This is a genomic window from Longimicrobiales bacterium, from assembly GCA_028823235.1.
Lineage (GTDB): Bacteria > Gemmatimonadota > Gemmatimonadetes > Longimicrobiales > Gaopeijiaceae > UBA2589.
In genome coordinates, this window is record JAPKBW010000015.1 from 1 (window position 1) to 19,516 (window position 19,516).

General features: G+C 61.0%; 17 protein-coding genes. 13 read left to right on the forward strand and 4 right to left on the reverse strand.

The features are described 5' to 3' along the window. From pilO to OSA81_09760, 13 genes are all read left to right on the forward strand, one after another. The coding region (gene pilO, locus OSA81_09700; GenBank protein MDE0899280.1) for a type 4a pilus biogenesis protein PilO at positions 1–475 on the forward strand (475 nt) is incomplete at its 5' end. Next, positions 472–954, forward strand: a complete 483-nt coding sequence (locus tag OSA81_09705; GenBank protein ID MDE0899281.1) for a hypothetical protein — start codon at positions 472–474, stop codon at positions 952–954. The genes pilO and OSA81_09705, both read left to right, overlap by 4 nt. Continuing rightward, positions 954–1,934 (forward strand): AMIN domain-containing protein, encoded by a 981-nt coding sequence (locus tag OSA81_09710; protein ID MDE0899282.1) that lies wholly within the window; start codon positions 954–956, stop codon positions 1,932–1,934. Before OSA81_09705 ends, OSA81_09710 begins: the two co-directional genes overlap by 1 nt. A gap of 143 nt (positions 1,935–2,077) precedes the next feature. Next, positions 2,078–3,283, forward strand: coding sequence for a chorismate synthase (aroC, locus tag OSA81_09715; protein ID MDE0899283.1), 1,206 nt, complete (start codon positions 2,078–2,080; stop codon positions 3,281–3,283). An 11-nt stretch (positions 3,284–3,294) separates the two neighbouring features. Next, positions 3,295–3,825 (forward strand): shikimate kinase, encoded by a 531-nt coding sequence (locus OSA81_09720; GenBank protein ID MDE0899284.1) that lies wholly within the window; start codon positions 3,295–3,297, stop codon positions 3,823–3,825. Beyond that, entirely contained in the window at positions 3,822–6,413 is a 2,592-nt protein-coding gene (gene topA, locus OSA81_09725) for a type I DNA topoisomerase (GenBank protein ID MDE0899285.1), read from the forward strand. The genes OSA81_09720 and topA overlap by 4 nt, the downstream gene beginning before the upstream one ends. Next, the gene (gene trmFO / locus OSA81_09730; GenBank protein MDE0899286.1) at positions 6,410–7,798 is read left to right on the forward strand and encodes a methylenetetrahydrofolate--tRNA-(uracil(54)-C(5))-methyltransferase (FADH(2)-oxidizing) TrmFO; all 1,389 of its coding nucleotides are present in this window, start codon (positions 6,410–6,412) and stop codon (positions 7,796–7,798) included. Before topA ends, trmFO begins: the two co-directional genes overlap by 4 nt. A 2-nt stretch (positions 7,799–7,800) precedes the next feature. Then, the gene (locus OSA81_09735; GenBank protein ID MDE0899287.1) at positions 7,801–8,721 is read left to right on the forward strand and encodes a tyrosine recombinase XerC; all 921 of its coding nucleotides are present in this window, start codon (positions 7,801–7,803) and stop codon (positions 8,719–8,721) included. Positions 8,722–8,886: 165 nt separating this feature from the next. Then, positions 8,887–9,450, forward strand: coding sequence for an ATP-dependent protease subunit HslV (gene hslV, locus OSA81_09740; protein MDE0899288.1), 564 nt, complete (start codon positions 8,887–8,889; stop codon positions 9,448–9,450). Continuing rightward, positions 9,447–10,922 (forward strand): ATP-dependent protease ATPase subunit HslU, encoded by a 1,476-nt coding sequence (gene hslU, locus OSA81_09745; GenBank protein ID MDE0899289.1) that lies wholly within the window; start codon positions 9,447–9,449, stop codon positions 10,920–10,922. The genes hslV and hslU overlap by 4 nt, the downstream gene beginning before the upstream one ends. A 76-nt stretch (positions 10,923–10,998) precedes the next feature. Next, a complete protein-coding gene (gene gcvT / locus OSA81_09750) occupies positions 10,999–12,108 on the forward strand; it encodes a glycine cleavage system aminomethyltransferase GcvT (protein MDE0899290.1) in 1,110 nt (369 codons plus the stop codon). 32 nt (positions 12,109–12,140) lie between these two features. After that, on the forward strand, positions 12,141–12,668 hold the full coding sequence (locus OSA81_09755) for a MogA/MoaB family molybdenum cofactor biosynthesis protein (protein MDE0899291.1): 528 nt from the start codon (positions 12,141–12,143) through the stop codon (positions 12,666–12,668). Beyond that, positions 12,668–14,260: a sigma-54 dependent transcriptional regulator gene (locus tag OSA81_09760; GenBank protein ID MDE0899292.1), complete on the forward strand. Its 1,593-nt coding sequence runs from the start codon at positions 12,668–12,670 to the stop codon at positions 14,258–14,260. The genes OSA81_09755 and OSA81_09760 overlap by 1 nt, the downstream gene beginning before the upstream one ends. Positions 14,261–14,290: 30 nt before the next feature. Here OSA81_09760 and OSA81_09765 read toward each other — a convergent pair whose 3' ends face one another. The 4 genes from OSA81_09765 to clpX all read right to left on the reverse strand — a co-directional run bounded on the left by OSA81_09765 (position 14,291) and on the right by clpX (position 19,513). Continuing rightward, complete coding sequence (locus tag OSA81_09765; GenBank protein MDE0899293.1) at positions 14,291–14,857, reverse strand: hypothetical protein; 567 nt, start codon at positions 14,855–14,857, stop codon at positions 14,291–14,293. Positions 14,858–14,895: 38 nt separating this feature from the next. Continuing rightward, a complete protein-coding gene (yihA, locus tag OSA81_09770) occupies positions 14,896–15,501 on the reverse strand; it encodes a ribosome biogenesis GTP-binding protein YihA/YsxC (GenBank protein ID MDE0899294.1) in 606 nt (201 codons plus the stop codon). Continuing rightward, complete coding sequence (gene lon / locus OSA81_09775) at positions 15,498–18,110, reverse strand: endopeptidase La (protein ID MDE0899295.1); 2,613 nt, start codon at positions 18,108–18,110, stop codon at positions 15,498–15,500. The genes yihA and lon overlap by 4 nt, the downstream gene beginning before the upstream one ends. A 158-nt stretch (positions 18,111–18,268) precedes the next feature. Then, entirely contained in the window at positions 18,269–19,513 is a 1,245-nt protein-coding gene (gene clpX, locus OSA81_09780) for an ATP-dependent Clp protease ATP-binding subunit ClpX (protein MDE0899296.1), read from the reverse strand. Positions 19,514–19,516 lie beyond the last annotated feature (3 nt).

The window sequence follows — 19,516 nt, forward strand, 5'->3', positions numbered from 1 at the left end:
GGAGTCGCTTGAGATTCAGAATAGACAGGCGGGTGTGATCCTTTCCCGTGAAGGAGCCGATCTCGAAGAGAGGATGGAGCTCTACGAGCGTCACGTTGCGCGCTTAGAAGAACTGATTCCCGCGCGGGAAGAGGTCGCGATGTTTTTCGATGACATCCAGAGCAGAGCTCGTCGACAGAACGTGGACGTTCTGGGTCTCAATCCTGAGCCCATAGAGAGGGCCGGCCCTTACGACAAGACTGGATACCACATGACGGTCGTAGGCGAATATCACGACGTCGCTCGGTTCCTGGTCGACATCGCAAGCCTCTCTCGCATCCTCACTCCTGTCCAGGTAGACCTTTCCCTGTTCGCAACCCCGCTCACGCGTCCGAATATGGAGAACCCGGTACAAGCCACTTTCCGTATCGAAACATACTTGCTCCCGGATCAAGCTGCGCTCGCCCCAGCCGAATTGCCCGGAGGCTCAGGATGATGCTACCCCGATATTTGACGGTGACTGCGGTTGCATTAGTTCTTGTTCTGGCCCCCGCTGAGGTGCGAGCTCAGAACCCCGACACACCGCCACCGGGACCGACAGTGGATGTGGAACTTGTGGGTGAACGGGAGGTGTTCCAGTATCCCGAGTGGACTCGCCGCAATCCATTCACCGCGTTCGCTGGTGGGACGAGCGGCGGCCCCCGATTTGAGCGACTGTCCCTCATCGGCTTGATTTATTCGCCAGAGGGGAACAGCGTCGCTGTGCTCAGTACCCGTGGCGTCGCAGTGGCGGAGGACGGCACAACCAGGCCCATCGAAGGTGATTCGTACAGTATGAAAGTTGGTGACAGCATTGGTAATACCACAGTCGTCGAAGTCCGCCGCGACGCCGTAATCGTCGACGTCGAAGTCTTTGATTCAATCGCGCGCCATACCATGACATTCGTATCCAGGATCCAGGGAGGCACCCCTTGATGTCGATTTTTGCTCTATGGGTGAGCACGCTCCTGGCATTCGGCGTGTCCGTCACCGAGGTGACGATCATCCCGATGGCGTCGCAGACGAGCGTCCTCATTGCGATGGACGGGGAAGTTTCCTATCGAGACTTCACCTTGGAGGCACCACACCGGCTGGTGCTCGACCTCATGGGTGCACAGCATGCGCTGTCGGCGGATGACTTCGCCGCAGTGAACCGAGGTGGGATTGTCTCGATGCGGACGAGCCAGTATTCAGACGACGTTGTTCGAATCGTCTTAGATCTAGACCGTGAGCTTGGGTACAGCGTGATCCCGGATCAGCGGGGCCTTCGAATCTCTCTTGAAAACCCGATGGGAGATTTCGAGCCGTGGTCCTCTGCCCGGATCGCGCGTCCGTTCGATCCGGCCGAGATAGTCTTTGCGCCGCAGTCCTCGCAGGTGCAGGAAGCGCGACGGATCTCCGCCACATGGATGGAAGCACCCGTCAATGACGTACTCCTCGCGTTCGCCGCATTCTCCGGGAAGTCGGTCGTACCGAGCTCCAATGTGACTGGCTTCGTAACCGCGGACATTAACGATCAGCCCTGGGATATCGCCCTCAGGTACATCTTGCAGGGCCAAGGCCTCAAAGCTGAAGAGTCGTCCGAAGGAATCATCCGGGTCGACAAGATCTCTGATTTGAAGGATCGGGAGGGGATCGAGAAGATCCTGACTCATCGCCACCGAATCTCACACGGCACCGCCGATGAGACGAATGCGGCTGTGACCGCATTCCTGCGGGAGCGCGGTAGTTCGACGGGCAGCACCGCTACGAACACGCTCGTAGTTTCTGATATCGCACGCGTTCAGGATGCCATCGCGGGGTTGTTAGGGCAGTTCGACATCGAGACACGCCAGGTCTCTGTTGTGGTCATCGAAGTGACAGGTGCCTCAAATCAGGCCGGTACCGACTCGGTGAAGGTGACGATTATTCGATAGAGGCACCGACTTGGCCTCCATTAGGACTAATTCTATAAAGTTAAGGACGCACTCCGGCTAGACCGTGGGATCAAGCCCGGCGTTAAGGGGTTGGTGCGCCTTGCTCGGTTCTCTCCCTAGGACGCTCATGCGCTGGTGTAAACATGGCCCGGATCACATTCCATACGGCTGGTGAATCTCACGGACGGGCGCTTACAGCCTTGACCGAAGGGATCCCTGCGGGTCTGGATCTTGATGTTGTTAGAGACATCAATCCGGAACTGAAACGACGTCAGGCAGGCTACGGTCGCGGTCGCCGCATGCAAATCGAGTCCGACCAGGTCGAACTCCTAAGTGGTGTGCGCCTAGGGGAGACCCTCGGCTCGCCAATTTCGATGTTGATCTGGAATCGGGACTGGGAGAACTGGACGACTGCTATGAGCCCGACCACCCCGGCTGAAGGTGAGAACCCCAAAGCTCTGAGACCCCACTATCTGCCGCGTCCAGGACATGCGGACTTGGTCGGAGCGTTCAAATATGACCGCCGGGATGTCAGGGATGTTTTGGAACGCGCCAGCGCGCGAGAGACGGCCGCTCGGGTGGCGTGTGGCGCCGTGGCCCGGCGGATGTTGACGGAGGCAGGGATCAGCCTCGGAAGCCATGTCACGTCCATTGGCGGTGTGGAGGCTGACGTCGGTTCACCCCCCCAGGGCCTCAACGAGGAATCGGACAGCAGCCCCGTGCGATGCCTGGACTCCGCAGCTGCAGAGGCGATGATGGAGGAGATCGACAGAGCCAAGGAGCGGGGGGACACACTGGGTGGTGTGTTCGAGGTGGTGGCTACGGGTCTTCCGGTGGGCTTGGGGAGCTACGTCTCATGGGATCGGCGCCTAGACGGTCGACTCGCCCAGGCGGTTATGTCCATTCAGGCCGTGAAAGGTGTCGATCTGGGTATTGGATTTGCCGGGGCGATGAGATCTGGGTCCGAGGTTCACGACCCCATCGTTCGAGATACCGCCAAGCTACGATCAGGAGGAATCGGGCGCGCATCGAATCGTGCGGGCGGGCTCGAGGGTGGTGTGACGACAGGAGAACCGCTCGTGGTCAGGGGAGCTATGAAGCCGATCTCTACCCTTCGCAAGCCGCTTGCCAGCGTTGATCTAAGGGACGGTGCGGTCGGCGACGCCGCGGTAGAGCGCAGTGACGTCTGCGCCGTGCCGGCCGCCGGTGTGGTTGCCGAGTCCATGGTCGCGCTCGTTCTCGCGGATGCACTCCTCGAGAAATTCGGTGGAGACTCGATGGGTGAACTCATGCGCAACATGGACGGGTATCTGGACAACCTTCGACGGCGAGGCTTCGGCCCACGTTGATCGGTGGCGAGGTGTCGCGTGTTTTACTGATCGGCTTCATGGGTGCCGGCAAGACGGAGGTCGGCAAGGCACTCGCCGACTCCCTCGGTTGGCACTTTTCCGATTTTGATCAGGTGGTTGAGCTGGACGCAGGGGAGACCATCGCTCAGATATTCGACAAGGAAGGAGAAGTTGGCTTCAGGCGGCGTGAGGCCGATGTCGGCCGCAGACTGCTGGCTGAGCCGGAGGTTGTTCTGGCCACGGGGGGAGGTTGGGCGTCCGAGGAGGGTCGTGTGCGTGCTGTGCCGCCGGGTACGGTGACTGTTTGGCTGGACGTCACCGCTCCGGAGGCGCTCCGTCGAACGAGAGAGGGAGGCCTGACCCGACCGTTACTTGTTGGCGGTGACATCGCGGAATACGTCGCTGAGCTGATGAAAATTCGGACTCCATTTTACTCCGAGGCACAGTACAGAGTGGACACGGAGGGCTCGACCGTAGAAGATGTCACGGCGCGGATCCTGAAGATCCTCGCGAATCACCATCACAAGATCAGCGCTGAATGAGCGATAACGGCGACAAATATCTCGTCATCGTCGAGTCCCCCGCGAAAACGAGGACCATCGGCAAATACCTCGGCCCGAACTATCAGGTCGAGGCTTCGGTGGGGCACGTACGTGATTTGCCGACGAAAGAGTTGGGTGTCGACGTCGATCACGATTTTGAGCCGACCTATGTGACGATTCGAGGCGCCGGCCCGGTTCTGACCAAGCTTAAGAAAGCGGCCAAAGAGGTCGACTCGATCATTCTCGCGACCGATCCGGATCGTGAAGGCGAGGCGATCGCGTATCACGTCGCAGAACAGCTTGGATATAAGAAGAACCCTGAGCGTTTCCAACGTGTGATCTTCCGCGAGATCACGAAGGCTGCGGTTCAGAAGGCCATCGAGAACCCGGAGGAATTAGATCTCAAGAAGTTCGAAGCGCAGCAGGCCCGGCGTATTCTCGACAGGCTCGTGGGGTACAAAGTCAGCCCGCTTCTCTGGAAACCGATCAGGCCCGGACTGTCGGCGGGTCGAGTGCAAACCGTGGCGCTCCGCGTCATCTGTGAGCGAGAAGACGAGATTAAGGCGTTCGACCAGGAAGAGTACTGGTCCATCACGGCTCAGCTGGAGCGAGCCGAGCAGCCATTCGACGCCAAGCTCCATCAGATCGACGGCAAATCGTTCACGATCGACAATGAGGCCACCGCCACCGCCGCCGTTGACGCGGTGCGCGCGGTGCCTTTCTCGGTCACGAGCGTAAAGCGCAGAGAACGTAGGAAGAATCCGACCGCGCCGTTCAGTACTTCGACGCTTCAACAGGCGGCGGCCAAGGGCCTGCGCTTTTCGGCGAAGCGAACCATGTCGAACGCGCAGCGCCTGTACGAGGGGCAGGAGATGGGCTCCCGCGGACAGCTGGGTCTCATCACCTATATGAGAACCGACTCCACACGAGTGGCGCCGTCAGCTGTGGAGCAGGCGAGGACCTGGGTGAAGGATGAGTTTGGTGACGACTACGTCCCCGCCGCTCCGAATCTGTACGGTGGGAAGAAGCAGCGCGCCGCCCAGGACGCCCACGAAGCGATTCGTCCGACGGACGTCACGATCCTGCCGAGTGAGGTCGAGCAGTACGTTGAGCCTGATCAGGCCAAAATGTACGAGCTCATCTGGCTGCGTTTTGTCTCGAGTCAGATGTCTCCTGCCATATACGACACCACCACGGCTGACTTCGACCTGAAGGGCGTGGACGGCAAGGCGTATCTGTACCGTTCCACCGGATCGATTGTGAAGTTCCAAGGCTTCACCCGGCTGTACCTGGAAGCCACGGAGGCAGGTGAGAAGCGTCGTCTGGATGACCTCGAGCCGCTACCCGAGCTTAACGAGGGCGATGGCGCGGACACGAAGGGTATCGAGCCCCGTCAGCACTTCACGCAGCCGCCGCCCCGCTACTCCGAAGCGAGTCTGGTCAAGGAACTGGAGAAGCAGGGGATTGGCCGGCCGTCTACATACGCGTCGATCATTTCTCTCCTTTTGTCTCGAAAATACGTCGAGCTGGAGCAACGCCGATTCCACCCGACCGACTTGGGTGAGGTCGTCGCGAAGCTGCTCGTTCGAGTGCTGCCGAATATTTTCGATGTAGAGTTCACGAGTCGAATGGAAGACGAACTCGACCGAGTGGAAGATGGCGAGGTCGAGTGGCGAGTTCTCCTCGCGGACTTCTATCCGGGCATGATGGAGCGCATTAAGGCCGGCGAGAAGGAGTCCGACAGCATTATCAAGGAGATCTTGGCTGCCGAAGGGGAGGTCTGCGACAAGTGTGGCAAGCCGATGCTCGTCCGCTGGAATCGGTACGGCCGCTTCCTTGGCTGCTCCGGTTACCCGGATTGCCAGAGCACCCGCTCTCTCGACGGATTCAATCCCGAGGGAGAGGAACTCGGCGTGCACCCGGTAGAGGGACGTACCGTGCGACTCAAGTATGGCCCGTATGGCCCTTACGTTGAGCTCGACGCAGAAACCGAGGACGCGAAGCCGAAAAGGGTAAGTGTCCCGAAGGAAAAAGAGCCGACTGACGTCGACTTTGACTACGCCCTGAAGCTGCTGCTGCTTCCGCGTTCCGTAGGCGTCGATCCCGCGACGGGGAATGAGATCGTCGCGGGCATTGGACGCTTCGGTCCCTTTGTAAGGAGCGGAAAAGTATTCGCGAGCCTAGCAGTGACCGAGGAACTGTGGACCGTGACCGTGGAAGAGGCGGTTGAGCTCGTAAAGGCGAAGCTTCCGCTCAAGGAGTTGGGCCCACACCCGGAGACCGGCGATGATGTGGTGGTGAAGCCCGGCCGATTCGGGCCCTATGTTACCGACGGAAACGTCAACGCCACGCTCCCGAAGGGTGCGGAGCCCGAAGAGGTGGACATGGCGATGGCGGTTGAGCTGCTCGCTGAGAAGGCCAAGCGTGGCGGCGGGCGGGGACGCAGGGGTGCGAAGAAGAAGGCCGCACCTAAGCGGAAGCCCGCCAAGAAGAAGACTGCCGCGAAGAAGAAGGCCGCACCTAAGCGGAAGCCCGCCAAGAAGAAGACTGCTCCGAAAAAGAAAGCCGCGACGGAAGCCGACGGGTGAGCGACGTCACTGTGGTCGGTGGGGGACTCGCCGGCTGCGAGGCCGCGCTGCAGCTGGCGGGGACGGGGCATTCGGTGCGCTTGGTTGAGATGCGTCCTGAAAAGGGCACTGAGGCCCACCAGTCCGACCGGTTGGGTGAGCTGGTGTGCACCAACTCGTTCAAGAGCGAGGCGCCGGAGAACGCACACGGACAGCTCAAGCGTGAGATGCGATCGCTGGGCTCTGTTCTGCTTCGCTCCGCTGATGCCACCAAGGTGGCTGCCGGCTCCGCTCTCGCAGTGGACCGCCAACTGTTCGCGGCAGCGATGACGGACGCGGTGGAGTCGGAACCAGCGATTGAGATCGTCAGGGAGGAGTGTTCTGTGATTCCCGATGGGCCGACGATCATCGCTACCGGCCCGCTTACCTCCGGCGCGCTCTACAAGTCGATCGAATCGGCGCTCGGCGATGGCGGACTGGCTTTCTTCGATGCGATCGCGCCCATCGTGCATCGGGACAGCCTCGATGATTCGATCGTCTTTGCGGCCGGCCGGTTTGATGAAGATGCAGATTACCTGAATTGCCCGATGGATCAGCCCGAGTACGAGGCCTTCATCGTTGCGTTGAACGCGGGGGAGGCCCACGCCGGTCATGACTGGGATGCCGTTCCATACTTTGAAGCCTGTCTCCCGATCGAGGTGAGTAGTTCGCGCGGAGCCGAGACGCTCCGCTTCGGGCCCATGAAGCCGATCGGGCTGACGGACCCCCGAACCGGCGACCGGCCGTGGGCGGTTGTGCAGCTCCGCCGAGAAGACCGGGCCGGGCAGATGTGGAACATGGTCGGTTTCCAGACCCGCCTTCGCACCGGAGAGCAGCGTCGCATCTTCTCCATGATCCCGGGGTTGGCCGAGGCTGAATTTCTCCGGTGGGGTTCGATCCACCGGAACAGCTATCTGAACTTTCCGGAACGCCTCACTGAGTACGGTGCACTCCGCGACCGTCCCGACGTCGTGTTCGCCGGGCAGCTGACGGGTGTCGAGGGATACACGGAGTCCGCCGCCAGTGGGATACTGGCCGGTTTGAATATGAACCGGCTGTTGTCTGGGGAAGATCCTGTTGTTCCGCCGCCGACCACGATGATGGGTGGGCTCTACAGGTATCTGCGAGATGCCGCACCCGGCCGCTTCCAGCCGATGAATTCGAACTGGGGCCTAGTCGATCCGCTACCGCGCCGGGTCAAGAACAAGAAAGAGAAACGGGTCGTGCTCGCGAAGCGTGCTCAGGAGGACTTTTTGGCCTGGATGAGCGCCAACGGTTTCGAGGTGGCCGACGACGCACCTGCCTATCCCCCGGTGCCCGTGACCGAGCCCGCAGCCATAGACGCGGAGCCGGCGCCCGCCGGCTGATCGTGACCCCTCGTCGCCCTGAGGTCTCGGAGTTCCTCCGTCATCTCGCCGACGAGCGTCAGCTCGCCGAGAACACGACAAAGGCCTACGCCCGCGACCTGAGCGAACTCGAGGCGTTCCTCAGCGACTACCTCGGGCGAGAGGGCTGGAGCTGGGACGATCCTGAGATCGATCGACTGGCGCTTCGTGCGTTTCTGGGATGGTGTGGCCGGAAGGGATGGGCCAAGCGCACGACCGCGCGAAAACTTGCGACGGCGCGCACCTTTTTCGCCTTCCTTCATCTAGAGGAGCGGATACCGGTGAATCCGGGTCGCACGGTGCGGGCTCCCAAACTCGAGAAGAGGTTACCCGGCCACCTGACGAGCGGAGATATAGCAACCGTCTTCGACTTCGCCGAGGCGGGGGCGGCTGAAAACACACTCGCAGGGACGCGTACGCTTCTCATACTTGAGATGGCGTACGGAAGTGGGCTGAGACTTTCAGAGATCTACGACATCGACGAGGGCTCGATCGATCGAAAGTCGGGGCAAGTACGTGTCATGGGGAAGGGGTCTAAGGAGCGAATCGTCCCCGTGACGAGTTCGGCGCTTCGAGCACTGGACCGGTACGAGAATCGCCGCGGAGAGGTCATTGCTTCCGATGAGACGGCGCTGCTCGTGAACGCGAAGGGCGGTCGACTGTCTCGCAGGTCCATTCAGACCGCGGTCCGCAGCTGCCTCGAGAAGTCTGCGGGCGCGAGTGGCCTCTCCACGCATTCGTTGAGGCACAGCTTTGCGACCCATCTCATGGAGGCCGGTGCGGACCTTCTCGCGGTTAAGGAGCTTCTCGGGCACGTATCCCTTTCCACCACGCAGATTTACACGCACACGAGCAAGGAGCGCCTTCTTCGGGTATACAAGGACGCCCATCCGCGCTCCGACTGACGAATCCAGACCATCAGTCGGAGATTGTTGCGACCACCTGCCAGATCGGCAGAATTCTCGTTAGATTCGTAGCCCCGCACTTGCTGATATTCGTCGAACACGCCGTGGATGCCCCGCTGGGGCGATCTGGCCCTCTTCGACGCTGAAACGAGAGACGTTCCGCTGATGAGTCTGCCCGAAGTTCGTGCCACCACCGTACTCGCCGTTCGAAAGGACGGAGCAGTTGCCATGGGAGGCGACGGCCAGGTCACGATGGGAGATACCGTTGTGAAGAATACCGCCCGAAAGGTGCGCGTCCTCATGGACGGTCGCATCATCGCGGGCTTCGCTGGCGCGGTCGCTGATGCGTTTACCCTGTTCGAGAAGCTTGAGGAGAAGCTGGAGCGTTATCCGGCAAACATGCCGAAGGCCGTGGTCGAGCTGGCCAAGGATTGGCGCATGGACCGCTATCTCCGTCGACTCGATGCGCTCCTGGCGGTTGCCGACTCCGACCACCTCTTCCTCGTGTCTGGAAACGGTGACGTCATCGAGCCCGATGACGATGTGATCGCGATCGGCTCGGGGGGTTCGTATGCCCTCGCCGCAGCGAGAGCATTGATGGAGCATTCGGAACTCGCCGCACCTCTGATCGTGCGAAACGCACTCGAGATCGCTGGAGATATCTGTATCTACACCAACCGTGACATCGTCGTCCTGGAACTGGGCGCGGATGAGGGAGACGAGGGATGACGACCGACGCCCTAGAGCGTAGCGAGGAATCCCCACCGGTGACGCCCCAAGGTGCCGAAGAAGAGGTGCCGTGGCTCGATGAGTTGACCCCCCGACAGATTGTCGGAGAGCTCGACAAGTACATCGTGGGACAGGCCGACGCGAAGAAGGCGGTTGCGATCGTGCTCCGCAATCGCTGGCGGCGTCAGCGCGTCGAGGAAGAGATGCGCGACGAGATTGCACCCAATAACCTGATCCTTATCGGACCGACCGGCGTCGGAAAGACCGAGATCGCCCGTCGTCTGGCCCGTCTTGCGGGTGCTCCATTCCTCAAGGTGGAAGCGTCGAAGTTCACGGAAGTCGGATATGTCGGCCGAGACGTCGAGTCCATGATTCGTGACCTCGTCGACATCTCCATCAATCTTGTTCGAGCCGATCGGGAGTACGAGGTGCAGGGAACCGCTGAGGATCGCACGCACGAGAAGTTGCTCGATCTGCTTCTCCCCGCTGCGAATCCGGAACCGGTGCAACAGGAAGGGGAGGGCGTCAGTGTTTTCGTGGCGGGGCCGCAGGGAGTCGAGGCCCAGGATCCTGAGGGGGTCGAGGAGCGTCGCGCCCGGACTCGGGAGAAGCTCAGTAAGCTCCTGAAGGACGGGAAGTTGGAAGAGCGAGAGGTCGAAATTGAAGTCACGCAGTCGACATCCATCGATGGCATGATGATTCCGATGGGTGGCGGTGAAGGAATGGACCACAACTTCACCGAGATGCTTCAGGACCTGCTCCCGAAGAAAAAGAAGCGCCGGACAGTGTCGGTTGCGGAGGCCCGTCGCATCCTCATGCAGGATGAGCTGGACAAGCTCGTCGACATGGATGAGGTGGTGAGTGACGCGCTGTACCGTGCGGAGGAAATGGGCATCATCTTCCTCGACGAGATCGACAAGGTCGCGGGGACGCGGGGCGGCCAGGGGCCGGACGTAAGTCGTGAGGGGGTGCAGCGCGATCTGCTTCCGATCGTCGAAGGTTCGACGGTCACCACGAAATACGGACTGGTTCGGACCGACCACATCCTCTTCATCGCGGCTGGGGCGTTCCACGTCTCCAAGCCGTCAGACCTGATCCCGGAACTACAGGGTCGATTCCCGATTCGTGTCGAGTTGCAGACGCTCGGTGAGGCTGAGTTCATCAGGATTTTGACCGAGCCGAAGAATGCGTTGATCGATCAGTACAAGGCACTTATAGAGACCGAAGGCGCCTCGATCGAGTTCTTGGAGGAAGGAGTCGAGGAGATCGCGCGGGTCGCAATGGAACTGAACGATCGCATGGAGAACATCGGTGCCCGGCGGCTCCGGACCGTCCTGACCACCGTACTTGAAGACGTCATGTTCGAACTGCCGGAGACCTCAGCGGACGGAGTCCTTGTCGACCGCACTTTTGTCCAAGATCGCCTGAAGGGCGTGGCCGAAGATGAGGATCTCAGCCGCTACATCCTTTAGGCGGCTGAGCGGACTGGTTCGATATCACCATCTTTTCATCCAATAACACTACCCTAGACCGACGGGAGCGCGCCGCATGAGCGACGTCCTCAAGAACACCCCGCTGAATGACCAGCACGTTGCCCTCGGCGGCAAGATGGTCCCCTTCGCTGGCTACTCGATGCCGGTTCAGTACCCCTCCGGTATCACGGCCGAGCACCACGCCGTTCGTACTGCATGCGGCTTGTTCGACGTGTCCCATATGGGCGAGTTCATGGTCCGCGGCCCTGGTGCACTTGATCTGGTCCAGAGGATCTCAGTGAACGATGCGGCGACCATCGAGATCGGGCAGGCGCAGTACAGCGCCATGTGCCTGGAGTCGGGGTGCGTCATCGATGACCTCATCATTTACCGATTCGAAGATCGGTACATGCTGGTGGTCAACGCGTCGAACATGGAGAAGGATTGGGCCTGGGTGCAGCGACACGCGACCGATTTCGAAGTCGATGTCGAGGATGTTTCTGATCAGACCGCATTGTTGGCCTTGCAGGGACCCAACGCCCGGGAAATCCTTCGCCCCCTGGCGGATCTCGATGTCGACACCGTGAAGTACTATCGCTTCCGCGAAGGCACCGTGGCTGATGTACCCGCGGTGATCTCGGGGACCGGGTACACCGGCGAAGATGGCTTTGAGCTCTATGTGCCGGCGGATCGAGCCGCTGAACTATGGGCTACGCTTCTCGCCGCCGGCTCTGAGCAAGGGCTGATCCCGGCCGGACTGGGGTCACGTGACTCGCTTCGCCTCGAAGTCGGGTACGCGCTATACGGCAATGACCTCGACGAGGAACACACGACACTCGAGTCGGGACTGGGCTGGGTCACGAAGCTCGACAAAGGCGACTTTGTGGGACGAGAGGCTCTCGCTGCGCAGAAGGCATCGGGTGTGACAAGGCGACTCGTCGGGTTGCGCTTGACGGAGAAGGGATTTCCCCGCCCGGGCTACTCCGTGGTCTCTGAAGGAGCTGTCGTCGGGAACGTGACCAGCGGTACGGTCAGTCCGACACTCGGTTTCGGGGTCGCGCTTGGTTACGTACCGGTCGAGCTGTCCAAGGCCGGAACAACCGTGCAGATCGACGCGCGTGGTCGTCTTATCGACGCGGTCGTGCAACGTCCACCTTTCTACACCGAAGGCTCGATCCAGCGCTGATCGACGTTCGACGTCGGCCCGCCCATCACACTATGACTGAGACCCCTGACATTCGAGTCGGTATCCTGACTGTGAGTGACCGGTCTGCCCGAGGCGAACGGAAGGACGTCAGTGGCCCGCGCATTGCGGCCTGGTGTGAGGAGCGTGGTTACGCTGTGTCGGAGCAGAGCATTGTCGCTGACGAACAGGAGTTGATATCACCTCGTTTGACCGAGTGGGCGGCCGGCGGCTGCGCTGTCGTGATCACGACGGGTGGCACGGGCCTCACGATTCGCGATGTCACGCCGGAGGCGACACGGTCCGTACTCGATCGGGAAGCGCCGGGAATCGCTGAGGAAATCCGGCGCCGGGGGTTGGAGGCCACGCCCTACTCGATCCTGTCACGTGGAGTCGCGGGGACGATTGGACGCACGCTGGTGGTGAACCTCCCGGGCAGTCCAGGCGGGGTCGCGGATGGCCTCAGCGTTCTGGCCCCGATTCTGGAGCACGCCGTCGCACTCTTGCGAGGCGAAGATGCCCCGCACAGGGTTCTGGACTCTCCTGCCAAACTGAGGGAGTGATGGACGCCCACGTCCTAATTTCAACGCACGATCTGCCGCGGGCGGGTGAACTGCGCCTTGGGTTCGAAGCGGCAGGCTACGCCACCGATCTCGTCACGCCGGCGGAGCGCCTGGGTGCCGATGATGGTGCCGCACTCCTTATCCTGACAGGTGGGCTTGAGAATGCGGGAGGGAAGCTGGCCCAGCAGGCAGCCGACGTCCTGCACATTCCGATATTCGCATTGGGTGCGGCTGAGACCCAGTCCTCCGGGCAGTTGGCAGGCTTCGAGGAGGTCTTTCCTTGGTCGGCCTCGGTCGATGATATTGTGTTGCTTGGATCGCGTGCGGTTGAGCGAAAGCGCCTTCGACTTGTTACGGGAATCGTCGGGTATACCGACGCGATGCGTCAGGTTCTGGAGCGTGTCGTTCAGATCGCCCCGACTTCCTCGACGGTTCTCGTGACCGGAGAGTCCGGTACGGGTAAGGAGCTTGTCGCTCGGGGGATACACGCGTTGTCCGCTCGGCGTCACCGGCCGTTCATAGCTGTCAACGTCGCAGCTCTCTCCGACACGCTTTTGGAGTCTGAGTTGTTCGGCCACGAGAAGGGCGCCTTCACTGGAGCGATCGCGGCCCGAAAGGGTCTGTTCGAGCTCGCCGATAGTGGGACAATCTTCCTGGATGAGATCGGCGAGATGCCCTTGTCGACACAGACCAAACTGCTCCGTGTTCTGGAGCAACGGGAGTTCCATCGAGTCGGAGCGGAGTCCACGATTAAGGTCGATGTGCGCATCGTCGCGGCTACCAACCAAGACCTGAAGCAGCTGATCACGATCGGTGACTTCAGGCGAGACCTCTTCTTCCGGCTGAATGTGCTTGGCATCGAACTACCCGCACTCAGGGAACGAAAAGCTGACATCCCGCTACTCGTCGAATCGTTTGTCAAAGATGTCTCCGACCGGAACGACAGGGAGTTCCCTGGAATCTCGCCCGAAGCCATGCAGCTACTCATCGAGTACACATGGCCGGGCAACATTCGGGAGTTGAGGAATCTGGTGGAGTCCATGGTGGTGCTGTCCCACGGACGAGTGATCCGGCCCGAGGACATCCCAGAGGAGGTCCGCGCAGGGCACGGCGGGGCAATGCTGTCTGCACCGGTACCGCGGGTCACTGAGGGTACCGGTGGGACGCTGAGACCCGAGCTCGAGTTCGTTTTTCGGACGTTGGTGGAGCTCCGTGTCGACATGGATGACCTGCGACGGGACTTCGACGTCTATCGAGGGGGCGTCCCCCATGACGGGAGTCGGGCGATCGTCGGTCGCGTGGGGAGCGGAGACGCAGTTCTGTCCACGCGGGGGGAGGACGAAGCACTGGGAGGTATCGAGATCGCGGCGTACTCACCGGGCGTCGTCGAGGACGTCCCTGAGCCCGCGGTGGTGCCGGAGGCTGGTGTGGTAGTGTTCCGGCCCGGCATGACGATCGATGACATGGAGAGGGCCGCGATCGCCGCGGCCCTGGATCAGGTGAACGGTAATCGGAGAAAGGCGGCAGAACTCCTGGGTATCGGTGAGCGCACGCTCTACCGGAAGATTACGAAGTACGACCTCGAAGCCTGACATGGCCTGCTTGGCATTGTTCGGGCGATCTCAGCGGCCGATGCCTGACCGCGCTCGAGTTCGACCTCGCTCCGCCTGGACTCGAGGCAGGATGCCGCTCCAGGCGCTCGTCTGCTCGAGCCCGTAGGCCAGTATCAGGTCGGAACCCAGATCTAGGTCACCAGAGAACGCATAGACCGCCATCTCCGTCTGCTGCTGTTGTACCCGCCGCTGGCCCCAGCTTGGAGTGATCGGCAGGATCGCGAGTGAGCGCATCCGAAGCCCCCGAGAAATGAACTGGACGTCTTCCGGAATAAACCGAAGATCCGCCTGGACTGAGTAGAACGACACGACAAAGAGTGAGCTGCCGGGCGGTGCGGATGAGCGGCTGGCGTCCGCGATCCCCGACAGACGAGCGTAGGTGTCGGGGGCGGTGACTCTAGTGACTGCTTCATCCAGAGGGATTGCTTTGATTTCGAGGCCTCGGCTCACGAGCGAGATCGTGACTTCATCCTGGAGCATCGTCCCAAATCCTGCCGGGGGCAGTTCCTGTGAGCCGACGGCCGAAAATCCGTTCTCGGGTGCAGGGGCGATCGTGCATGCGGATCCGATCAGCACTAGTGCGACGCACCCGACGGAGAGTCGCCTGCTCGGGATCACGTGTCGCCCGCCGATGCCTCGAGTATGTCGTCGAGGGCCCCAAGGAGTGCATCCCGGCCCTCGCCCGTCTTGGACGAAAACGGGATCAACTGCGAGTCGTCCAAGGCCAGCGCCTCCATAGCTCCAGAGATGGCCTGGGCTCTCTCGCTACGCTTCAGCTTGTCAATCTTGGTCAGTACAATCATCGCTGGGAGACCCACATCGGACAGGTACCCGACCATGCGGTGGTCGTGCTTCGTCGGTTTGTGCCTGGCATCGACAAGGTGCACGACCGCGCGAACACCCCCGGACTCCCCGAGATACCACTCAATGAGTCCACTCCAGGCATCCTTCATCTCTCCGGGCACCTTCGCGTAACCGTACCCTGGAAGGTCGACCAGAAAAAAATCGTCATTGACCCGGTAGAAGTTGAGGGCCTGGGTTTTCCCTGGCTTGGCAGAAACGCGCGCGATCTTCGCACGGGTCCGCCGGAGCAGGGTATTGATCAGTGAAGACTTGCCGACGTTCGATCGCCCGGAAAAGGCGACCTGAGGCAGTGTCCCGGGCGACGGGCCGCCCACATTGGCGATCGTGCCCGCGTATTCGACGGTCTTGATCTTCATCCGTGCGGCAGCGGAACCCCGATATCCGGGTTCGTCTCCTTTCGAGCCGAGTCAGGTCGCCGTGCGAGCACCGCGTCCATGACCTCGTCCATGGACTTCACAAGTGTGAATGTCACACTGTCGAGCACTTCGCGGGGAAGCGTCTCCAGGTCGTTCTCATTAGCCTTCGGAAGCACGACCTGCGTCATACCGGTCCGCAGGGCCGCGACCGCCTTTTCCTTTACTCCACCGACGGCGATCACTCGACCCCTCAGAGTGATCTCTCCGGTCATCGCGACATCGGCTCGCGTTGGGGTGTCCGTAAGCGCGGAAATCAGAGCGGTGGCGATCGTAATACCGGCTGATGGTCCGTCCTTCGGAGTCGCGCCTTCGGGGATATGGATGTGAACGTCGATTCTCTTGTGAAAGTGGGAGTCCAGTCCCAACAGCTGGGCGCGTGACCGGGCATATGTGACAGCAGCCTGGGCCGACTCCTTCATGACGTCGCCCAGGGTACCTGTGAGCCGCAGATTGCCCGAACCCTCGACGATCGCGACTTCAACGTCCATAACCTGACCGCCCGCGATCGTCCATGCGAGTCCGTTTGCGATCCCCACCCGATCACCGTCCTCGTCGCGCTCGGGCGGCTGGTAGCTGGGTGGCCCCAAGAGTTTTTTCAGACCGGATGCCTCTACGATTCGTGAACCCTCCGCGCCCTCGGCAACTGCGCGAGCGATCTTTCTCGCCACCTTGGACAGGCGCTGGTTGAGCTCGCGTACACCGGCTTCTCTAGTGTAGCGATCGATGATTTCGTGGAGAGCTTCAGGAGCCAGCGTCACCGCGTTCTCTGGAAGGCCATGCTGCTCGGCCTGCTTTGGCCACAAAAAGCGCTCGGCAATTGCGCACTTTTCCGTGTCCAGATACCCCGGCAATCGGATGACCTCCATTCGATCACGTAGCGGCTCCGGAACCTCCTGGAGCGTGTTCGCCGTCGCTACGAAAAGGACATCGGACAGGTCGTAGTCGAGTTCTAGATAGTGGTCAGTGAACGACCGATTCTGTTCCGGATCGAGCACCTCGAGAAGTGCAGCCCCTGGGTCTCCGTGGAAGTCCCTGGCGAGCTTGTCGATCTCGTCCAGCAGGAAGACCGGATTTTTCGTGCCGCTGCGACGCATGCCCTGAATTATCCGCCCTGGAAGAGCTCCGACGTAGGTCCGCCTGTGGCCGCGGATCTCGGCCTCGTCTCGCACCCCCCCAAGGCTCACCCGCACGAACTCGCGCCCGAGCGCGTGTGCAATGCTTCGGCCCAGTGACGTCTTTCCGACCCCGGGTGGGCCGACCAGGCAGAGGATCGGCCCTCGCATTTCTTTGACGAGCGAAAGCACCGCGACGTGGTCGAGCACTCGCTCCTTCACTTCGCTCAGTCCGTGATGTTCGGCCTCCAGGATTTCGGAAGCGTGTGCCACGTCGAGGTTGTCTTCGGACTTCGCCGCCCATGGCAGGGACACGAGCCAGTCGAGGTGGGTACGGATCACCGCCGCTTCGGGCGCAACCGGGTTCAGCTTCTTCAGCCGCGAGAGCTCCTTCTTTGCCCTCTTTCGCGCGTGAGGAGGGAGGTCTCGCTCCTCGATCTGGGTTGCGATCTCTTCCCACTCCTCGGGCTCGTCGTTGACCGCATCTCGGCCGGAGGATCTCGCCCCAAGGTCGAAGGGCGAGTTTTTCCCTCCGAGCTGTAACTGAATCTGCCGATCGAGCTTTCGCTCGATCCGAAGGATCTCAAGCTCTCGTAACAGCATTTCACCAAGGATCTCGAGCTGTGACTCCAGCGCCGTCGCCTCGAGCACTTCCTGCTTCTCGAGGGAGGGGACGATGAGGTGCCCGGCCACGAGGTGAGCGAAGCGCACCCGGTCCCCGTCGGTTGAGAGCATCGCGGAGAACTCCTCGGGAATGCGCTCATGCAGGCGGGCGTACTCCGCATACAGGCGGCGGACTTTCTCCCATGCGGCGTCGAGGCCTTGGCCGCTGGCGACTAAGCGCGCGATGTCCGCAGCTGAATCCGCGGAGGGCTCGGGCTTGTCGTTGGATTCCGCCCGAGATGCCTCCCGCGGGATCGGCACTGACTCTCCAGGCTCAAGACCCGCATCAAACGCGTCTTCGGCTTCCTGAATCGCGTCAGAAAGTCTGGACGGGGTATAGGGCAGGAGGAGGGAGTCCGGGGGAGGAGCGCTGCGTTCGACATCAACCTCGGCCTCGCGGGACACGAGAAGCTCGATCTTCGCGCGCAGGGCTTCCGTGGTGGTTGTCAGCCGGAGAATCCGCGCCCGACCCAAACCCTCTAGCACCACGCGTGAGGTACCATCCGGGAGCGTCGTGACTTGGACGACCCGCGCGACGGTCCCTATCCGAAACAGATCGTGGCTGGCCGGGTCGTCAACGGACGGATCTTTCTGCGCTACCAAGAGCACTAGACCGTCGTCCTCCTGAGCCGCCTCGAGTGCGGCGATCGAACGGTGGCGCCCAATTAGGATCGGCAACACGATATACGGAAAAAATACGAGGTCGCGGAGCGCCACCACGGGGAGGCGCTCCGGGACTTCTACGTGGTCTTCGGCCCGGATCAGGGTGGCCATGTTCGAGGCGGTCTGCGAGCTCCCGAGGGGTGCTCTGGAGTTCTGTGCGGTTTGCAACGACTGCGTATCGTACGCCCGTGTACCCAGGCACAAAAGGGAGAGCCCCCGGTGACGTGGTCACTGGGGCTTATGTCGCCTAGACAACATCTTTCTGCCGGTTACGCCTCCAGAGCTTGCTCCTGAGCGTGAAGCAGAAGGAGCGGCGAGACATCGTCCTCGATGGACTCTTTTGTGATCACGACTTTCCGTACGTCGCTGCGCGAAGGAATCTCGAACATGACGTCGCGCATCGTTGTTTCGATGATTGAGCGAAGACCACGTGCACCGGTGCTCCGGTCGAGTGTCTTCTTCGCGATGGCTTGAATCGCTTCTGCGTCGAAGGTGAGGCCAACGCCCTCCAGCTCGAACATCTTCTGGTATTGCTTCACGAGCGCGTTCTTCGGTTCCTGGAGAATCTTGGTGAGTGCCTCTTCGTCGAGCTCGTCGAGGTGTACGCTGACTGGCAGTCGTCCGACGATCTCAGGAATCAGCCCGTAGCGCTGCAGGTCTTCGGGCTCGACATATTGCATGAGCCCACCCTCGACGTCCCAGTCCTTCCGTTCTCCGGCTTCGGAATCAGCGAAGCCGATCGATTTCTTGCCGATGCGTGCCTCGATGATCTGTTCCATACCGTCGAAGGCACCACCGCAGATGAACAGAATGTTGCGTGTGTTGATCTGGATGTATTCCTGCTGGGGGTGCTTTCGGCCACCCTGAGGAGGGACACTCGCGATCGTGCCCTCCAAGATCTTCAGAAGAGCCTGCTGAACACCTTCACCCGAAACGTCTCGCGTGATCGAGGGGTTCTCGGACTTCCGCGCAATCTTGTCGATTTCATCGATGTAGACGATCCCGCGCTCGCACTCGGCGACGTTGAAGTCGGCCGCCTGCAGAAGTCGGACGAGAATGTTCTCGACGTCTTCACCTACGTACCCCGCCTCGGTGAGCGTGGTGGCGTCTGCGATGGTGAATGGGACGTGCAGTGTCCGCGCGAGCGTCTGAGCGAGAAGGGTCTTGCCGACACCTGTCGGTCCGACCAGCAGGATGTTGGCTTTGTCGATTTCTACGTCGTCGAGCACCCCCTGATGACTGACCCGGCGATAGTGATTGTACACCGCCACCGAGAGGGCCTTCTTCGCGGTCTCCTGTCCGATCACGTACTGGTCGAGCGTGGACTTGATCTCGGCCGGAGTGGGTGACGGGATAGTCTGTTCCTGAGCTTCCCGCTCCTCTTCCTCTGCGAGGATCTCGTTACAGAGCGAGATGCACTCGTTGCAAATGTAGACGTTCGGTCCGGAAATGAACTTCTTGACGCTTTCCTTGGACTTCCCACAGAAGCTGCAACGAAGATGCTTGTCGGTCATATC

Bases quoted from the DNA above. Each gene is read 5' to 3' on its own strand.
- clpX (MDE0899296.1), bottom strand. From the start codon at position 19,513: ATGACCGACAAGCATCTTCGTTGCAGCTTCTGTGGGAAGTCCAAGGAA.
- topA (MDE0899285.1), top strand. From the start codon at position 3,822: ATGAGCGATAACGGCGACAAATATCTCGTCATCGTCGAGTCCCCCGCG.
- OSA81_09705 (MDE0899281.1), top strand. From the start codon at position 472: ATGATGCTACCCCGATATTTGACGGTGACTGCGGTTGCATTAGTTCTT.
- yihA (MDE0899294.1), bottom strand. From the start codon at position 15,501: ATGAAGATCAAGACCGTCGAATACGCGGGCACGATCGCCAATGTGGGC.
- hslU (MDE0899289.1), top strand. From the start codon at position 9,447: ATGACGACCGACGCCCTAGAGCGTAGCGAGGAATCCCCACCGGTGACG.
- OSA81_09710 (MDE0899282.1), top strand. From the start codon at position 954: ATGTCGATTTTTGCTCTATGGGTGAGCACGCTCCTGGCATTCGGCGTG.
- lon (MDE0899295.1), bottom strand. From the start codon at position 18,110: ATGGCCACCCTGATCCGGGCCGAAGACCACGTAGAAGTCCCGGAGCGC.
- OSA81_09760 (MDE0899292.1), top strand. From the start codon at position 12,668: ATGGACGCCCACGTCCTAATTTCAACGCACGATCTGCCGCGGGCGGGT.
- gcvT (MDE0899290.1), top strand. From the start codon at position 10,999: ATGAGCGACGTCCTCAAGAACACCCCGCTGAATGACCAGCACGTTGCC.
- hslV (MDE0899288.1), top strand. From the start codon at position 8,887: ATGAGTCTGCCCGAAGTTCGTGCCACCACCGTACTCGCCGTTCGAAAG.
- OSA81_09755 (MDE0899291.1), top strand. From the start codon at position 12,141: ATGACTGAGACCCCTGACATTCGAGTCGGTATCCTGACTGTGAGTGAC.
- aroC (MDE0899283.1), top strand. From the start codon at position 2,078: ATGGCCCGGATCACATTCCATACGGCTGGTGAATCTCACGGACGGGCG.